At 66.0% G+C, this 6,031-nt stretch carries 5 protein-coding genes; 3 read left to right on the top strand and 2 right to left on the bottom strand.

What is annotated here, in order from left to right:
- Positions 1-6: 6 nt before the first annotated feature.
- Both PKA57_RS14785 and PKA57_RS14790 read right to left on the bottom strand, forming a co-directional pair.
- On the bottom strand, positions 7-1,053 hold the full coding sequence (locus tag PKA57_RS14785) for an aldo/keto reductase (RefSeq protein WP_324301904.1): 1,047 nt from the start codon (positions 1,051-1,053) through the stop codon (positions 7-9).
- Positions 1,054-1,138: 85 nt separating this feature from the next.
- Complete coding sequence (locus PKA57_RS14790) at positions 1,139-1,804, bottom strand: arylesterase (protein WP_324301906.1); 666 nt, start codon at positions 1,802-1,804, stop codon at positions 1,139-1,141.
- 40 nt (positions 1,805-1,844) lie between these two features.
- On the opposite strand from PKA57_RS14790, the gene PKA57_RS14795 reads away from it, so the two are divergent.
- The 3 genes from PKA57_RS14795 (at position 1,845) to PKA57_RS14805 (ending at position 5,971) form a co-directional block, all read left to right on the top strand.
- Positions 1,845-2,537 carry an ABC transporter ATP-binding protein gene (locus tag PKA57_RS14795; RefSeq protein WP_324301908.1) on the top strand — a complete coding sequence of 231 codons (693 nt, stop codon included), beginning with the start codon at positions 1,845-1,847 and terminating at the stop codon, positions 2,535-2,537.
- Positions 2,534-5,080, top strand: coding sequence for an FtsX-like permease family protein (locus PKA57_RS14800; protein WP_324301910.1), 2,547 nt, complete (start codon positions 2,534-2,536; stop codon positions 5,078-5,080). Before PKA57_RS14795 ends, PKA57_RS14800 begins: the two co-directional genes overlap by 4 nt.
- Positions 5,081-5,215: 135 nt before the next feature.
- The gene (locus PKA57_RS14805; protein WP_324301912.1) at positions 5,216-5,971 is read left to right on the top strand and encodes a Bax inhibitor-1/YccA family protein; all 756 of its coding nucleotides are present in this window, start codon (positions 5,216-5,218) and stop codon (positions 5,969-5,971) included.
- Positions 5,972-6,031: the final 60 nt, after the last annotated feature.

The raw sequence follows: 6,031 nt of genomic DNA on the forward strand, positions 1-6,031 counted from the left end.
CCGGTTTCAGGGACAGGGATTGGGCTGGGCGGCGTGAGCCTCGTTCACGTCCTTCTCGAGTTCATCGGTCCATTTCACGTCGCGCGAACCGATGGCGAGTTTCAGCTGTTCCATCGAGGTCGCGCCGATGATGTTCGAAGTGACGAAGGAGCGCGTCGTCACGAACTGGTTTGCGAGCTGCGAGGGATCGAGACCATGCTTCTTCGCGATGGCAAGGTAGCGCTCGATGGCGGCATCGGCCTGCGGGCTCTCATAGCGCTGGAGGCGATTGAAGAGCTGCTTGCGCGAGCCTTGCGGCAGCGCGCCGTTCTGATACTTGCCGGTGAGGTAGCCCTGCGCCAGCGGCGAATAGGCGAGAAGGCCGACGCCATCGCGATGCGCGATTTCGGCGCCGCCAAGCTCGAAGGTGCGGTTGATGAGGTTGTAGGCGTTCTGGATCGACTGCACGCGCGGAAGGTTCTTCGCCTCGGCATGGCGCAGAAAGGTCATCGTGCCCCAGGGCGTTTCGTTGGAAAGGCCGATATGGCGGACCTTGCCGGACTTCACCACCTCGGCGAGGGTGGCGAGGATTTCCTCGATCGGATGGGTCGGCGCCTCGACATGCCTGTAGGTGAGGCCGTGGCCGCCGAAAAGCGACACGGGCCTGTCCGGCCAGTGGAGCTGGTAGAGGTCGATATAATCCGTCTGCAGACGTTTCAGGCTCTTGTCCACGGCCTCGAAAATCTGCTTGCGGCTGTGCTCGGTCGGCGACTTGTCGTCGCGCAGCCAGTTCATCGGCGAGCGGCCCGCGACCTTGGTCGCAAGGATGATCTTGTCGCGGTTCTTGCGCGCCTTGAACCAGCTGCCGATGATCTTTTCGGTCGAGCCCTGCGTCTCCGGCCGGGGCGGCACGGAATACATCTCCGACGTATCGAAGAAGTTGATGCCGTTGTCGATGGCATAGTCCATCTGGGCGTGACCGTCGGCCTCGGTGTTCTGCTCGCCCCAGGTCATGGTGCCGAGACAGATCGAGCTGACCTTGAGGCCCGTCCGGCCCAGTTCGCGATACTCCATGAAATGCTCCTGACTGGCGCCCGAGGGCGCGCGCGTTTCTTGATTTGATGATCGTCCGGGAGAGCCCCGGACGGAAGGAAAAGCACTACCTGTTCGCCCCGGCGGTTCCTCTCCGCGCCGCGCGGCCGATCAGTTCCTCGACCTTGGGCAGAATGCGCGTCACGATGACGGAGACGCCCTCGGGCGTCGGATGGAGCCCATCGGCGAGGATGAGCCCCGGATGCGCCGCGACACCGTCGAGGAAGAAGGGATAGAAGACAAGTCCGTTCGCAGATGCAAGCTCGGGATAGATGCGGTCGAAAGCGCCTGCATAGTCCGCGCCCATATTGGGCGGGGCGAACATCCCTGCAAGAAGAACGGGTATGTTGCGCGCCTCGAGGCGCTGCACGATCTTTTCGAGATTGGCGCGCGTCACGGCGGGGTCGATGCCTCTGAGCGCATCATTGGCGCCGAGTTCGAGAATGACGGCATCGGTTCCGGGCCCCACGGCCCAGTCGAGGCGCGAAAGCCCGCCCGATGTCGTGTCGCCGGAGACGCCTGCATTCTCGATCACGATATTGTCATGTCCCCTGGCGCGGAGAGCCTTCTGAAGCTGGGGGACGAAGCCTTCATCCGGCCCCAGAAGATAGCCGGCGGTGAGGCTGTCGCCGAGGGCGACGATGGTGACGGGCTTGCCGGCGGCAAGCGCGGGCGCGCAAAGCAGCACGCCGAGAAGAAAAGCCGCCGCTTGCTTGTAAATCAGTGCGAACATGCCATATGGCCTCAGGGAAACGGAACAGGCGGGCGGGCGATTGAGCGACGCGATCATCGAGGTGCGGGATCTGAAGCTGAGCCTGCCGAGCGCGGCGGGGCTCGTCAACATTCTGCGCGGCATCGATCTTGACGTAGCGGCGGGCGCGACGGTCGGTCTGGTCGGCCCTTCGGGCTCCGGCAAATCGACGCTTCTCATGGTGCTCGCAGGGCTCGAAAGGCCGGATGAAGGTTCGGTCCGGATCGCGGGCCAAGAGCTGACCGGTCTCGACGAGGACGCGCTTGCCCGCTTCCGCCGCGCGCATATAGGCATCGTTTTCCAGTCCTTCCACCTCATCCCCACCATGACGGCGCTCGAGAACGTCGCCATCCCGCTCGAATTCGCGGGGCGCGCTGACGCCTTCGAGCGGGCGAAGGCAGAACTCGACGCGGTCGGTCTCGGCCACAGGCTTTCGCATTATCCGGCCCAGCTCTCGGGCGGCGAGCAGCAGCGCGTGGCGCTGGCGCGCGCCGTGGCGGGCGACCCCGAAATCCTTCTCGCCGACGAGCCGACGGGCAATCTCGATCAGACGACGGGTACGGAGATCATCGAACTCATGTTCGCGCTGCACAGGCGCAAGGGCACGACGCTCCTCCTCATCACGCATGACGACCGCCTCGCCGCGCGCTGCGGGCGGGTCATCCGCCTGAAGGACGGGTTGATCGAGGGGGCGCAAGGGACCGGAGCGCCATGACTGGGTCGCTCCCGCTCGCCCTGCGCCTTGCGCGGCGCGAATTGCGCGCCTCCCTCGCGGAAGGATTCTCGGGATTTCGCATCCTGCTTGCCTGCCTCGCGCTCGGCGTTGCGGCCATCGCGGGCATCGGTTCCATTTCCACCGCGCTGACGCGTGGGCTTGCCGAGCGCGGCCAGGAAATTCTCGGCGGCGATGTCGATGTGCGGCTCATCCATCGCGAGGCGAGCGCGGCCGAACTCGCCGCCATCGGGAAGGGCAATATCGTCTCACGCTCGGCCGAAATGCGCGCCATGGCGCGGACGCTTTCAGGCGACAGGCAGAGCCTCGTCGAACTGAAGGCGGTGGACGGGCTCTATCCGCTCTATGGCGCGATGAAGCTCGATCCGGCCGTGCCGCTTGGCGATGCGCTTGCGCTGCGCGACGGCGCATATGGGCTTGTCGCCGAGCCCAATCTCGTCGCCCGTCTCGGGCTCAAGCCCGGCGACCGGGTCCGCATCGGCGAGGCGGTCTTCGATCTCCGCGCCCTGATCGTTCACGAGCCCGACCGCGTCGGCGACGGTTTCGCGCTCGGGCCCCGCGCGATGATCGCGGCGGATGCGCTGCCACCGACCGCGCTCGTCCAGCCGGGGAGCCTCGTCAACTATCACTACAGGCTGCGGCTGCCGGAAGGCGCGCGCGATGTGGCGGACATCAAGTCCCTTGTCGCGCGGCTCGAACAATCCTTTCCCGATGCGGGCTGGCGCATCCGCGACCGGACGGACAGCGCGCCTTCCATGCGGCGCTTCGTCGAGCGGGTCGCGCTCTTTCTCGGCTTTGTCGGGCTGACGGCGCTTGCCGTCGGCGGCGTCGGCGTCGCCAATGCGGTCAAATCCTTTCTCGACCAGAAGCGCGACGTCATCGCGACATTCAAATGCCTCGGCGCCGAGGGCGGGCTCATCTTCCAGATCTATCTCGCGCAAGTGGCGGCGCTGTCGCTCGCGGGCATCGCCATCGGCCTTGCCATCGGCGCGGCAGCGCCCTTCATGCTTGGCTCTCTCGCCGGTTCGCTCATTCCGATCCCGGTCGAGCCCGGCCTTTATGCGGGGCCGCTCATTCTCGCCACGGCCTATGGACTTCTCACCGCGCTCGCCTTCGCGATCTGGCCGCTGGCGCTGGCGCGCGAAGTGCCGGCGGCGAGCCTTTTTCGCGGTCTTGTCGCGCCTGTCCGCCGGTTGCCGCGCCCGGGCTATGTCGCGGCGGCGGGCGCGGCGCTCGTTTCGCTCGCGCTCATCGCCATTGCGACGGCGGAGCAGCCCCGGTTCGCGCTCTGGTTCGTCATCGGCGCGGCGCTCGTCTTCGCCGCGCTCCGGTTCGCGGCGGCGGGCATCATGGCGCTTGCCGCGAGGATTGGCGGGCGTACGCCCGAGATGCGCCTTGCCCTTGCCAATCTCCATCGGCCGGGCGCAGCGACGGCGGCCGTCGTCCTCTCGCTCGGGCTCGGGCTCACGCTTCTCGTCACCGTCTCGCTCATCAACGGAAATCTTTCCGGCGAGATCGTGAAGGAGCTTCCGGGCCGCGCGCCCTCCTTCTTCTTCGTCGATATCCAGCCCGATCAGAGCGCGGCGTTCGAAAGCCTCGTGCGGGCGGCGCCCGGCGTCGTCAAGTTCGAGCGGGTGCCCATGCTCCGTGGCCGGATCGTGGCCGTGAACGGCGTGCCCGCCGACCGGGTCCGGGCGGCGCCCGATGCCCAATGGGCGCTGCAGGGCGACCGGGGCATCACCTATGCGCGCCATCTGCCCGAGAATTCGACGCTTGCTAGCGGCGCCTGGTGGCCCGCGGATTATGCGGGGCCGCTTCTCGTCTCCTTCGGCGACGAGCTGGCGCGCGGGCTCGGGCTCAAGCTCGGCGACAGGCTCACGGTCAATGTGCTCGGGCGCGAACTCGAGGCGCGGCTCGCCAATACGCGGTCGATCGACTGGCAGAGCCTCGGCATCAATTTCGTCATGATCTTTTCGCCCGGCACACTCGAGGCGGCGCCCCATACCGAGCTTGCGACGGTGACCATGGCGCCTCAGGGCGAGGCGGCGCTCGAACGCGAGGTCACGGCCCGGTTTCCGAATGTGACCTCGGTGCGGGTCAAGGAGGCGCTCGAGGCGGTCAACGGTCTTCTCGGCCAGTTCTCGCTCGCCGTGCGGACCATCGGCATTGTGACGCTCGCCGCCGGCATTCTCGTCGTTGCGGGGGCGATGGCGGCTGGTTTTCGCGCGCGGGTCCGGGACGCGGTCATCCTCAAGGTGCTTGGGGCGACGCGGGCGCGCATTCTCGGCATCTATGTCCGGGAGTATGCGGTGCTCGGCCTTTCGACGGCGCTCGTCGCCGCCATGGCGGGAAGCGCGGCGAGCTATGTGGTCGTCACGCGGATCATGGAGCTTCCCTGGCATCCGCTGCCGGGCGTTCTCGCGGGCACGGTCGCCATCGCCACCGCGGCGACCGTCGGCCTCGGCCTTTCGGGCACCTGGCGGGCGCTTTCCGCGCCTGCGGCGCCGGCATTGCGCAGTGATTGACGGAGATTTGTTAACTTCCTGTCATCGTTGGAAAATCCGCCTGCCGGATCGCGCGGGACAGAGGCCCATTTCTCTTGAATTCACGGTCCAAACAACCAATATTGTCCGCAAGCACTGCCAGGAGGGTGCATCGATATGGCCAATTTTGACCAAGACAGGCTCAGCAGGACCGGGGCTGGCGTTCGCGAAGCCGCCATCGACCAGGGCCTGCGCAGCTACATGCTCAGCGTCTACAACTACATGGCGGCGGGTCTTGCCATTACCGGCATTGTCGCGTGGTTTGCCTTCCAGGCGGCCGTGCAGCAGACGGTGGATGGCGCGCTTACGCTTTCGCCCTTCGGCGTCGCGCTCTACACGAGCGCGCTGAAGTGGGTGGTTCTCTTCGCGCCGCTGGGTCTCGTTTTCTTCCTCAGCGCGCGGATCGGCCGGATGAGCGTTTCCGCCGCCCAGATCTCGTTCTGGGTCTTTGCGGGCCTCATGGGGCTTTCGCTGTCGAGCGCGTTCCTCGTCTATACGGGAACGAGCATCACGCAGACCTTCTTCGTGACCGCGATCGCCTTCGGCTCGCTCAGCCTCTATGGCTACACGACGAAGCGCGATCTTTCCGCCTTCGGCTCGTTCCTCTTCATGGGCCTGATCGGCATCATCGTCGCCTCGCTCGTCAATCTCTTCCTTCAGAGCTCGGCTCTCCAGTTCGCCGTCTCGGTGATCGGCGTGCTGCTCTTCGCGGGCCTCACCGCCTACGACACGCAGCGGATCAAGGAGATGTACTGGGAAGGCGACGGCACCGCCGTCATGGGCAAGAAGGCGATCATGGGCGCGCTGGCTCTCTATCTCGACTTCATCAACATGTTCATGTTCCTGCTGCAGTTCATGGGCGATCGCCGCTGAACCAGCGAGACGGACGGAACAAGGAAAGCCCCGGAGGAAACTCCGGGGCTTTTCGTTTGG

This window comes from Parvibaculum sp. (assembly GCF_035325945.1).
In the GTDB taxonomy this organism is placed as follows: Bacteria; Pseudomonadota; Alphaproteobacteria; order Parvibaculales; family Parvibaculaceae; genus Parvibaculum.

Coding starts and splice junctions, on each gene's coding strand:
- PKA57_RS14785 (WP_324301904.1), bottom strand. CDS start 1,053: ATGGAGTATCGCGAACTGGGCCGGACGGGCCTCAAGGTCAGCTCGATC.
- PKA57_RS14790 (WP_324301906.1), bottom strand. CDS start 1,804: ATGTTCGCACTGATTTACAAGCAAGCGGCGGCTTTTCTTCTCGGCGTG.
- PKA57_RS14800 (WP_324301910.1), top strand. CDS start 2,534: ATGACTGGGTCGCTCCCGCTCGCCCTGCGCCTTGCGCGGCGCGAATTG.
- PKA57_RS14805 (WP_324301912.1), top strand. CDS start 5,216: ATGGCCAATTTTGACCAAGACAGGCTCAGCAGGACCGGGGCTGGCGTT.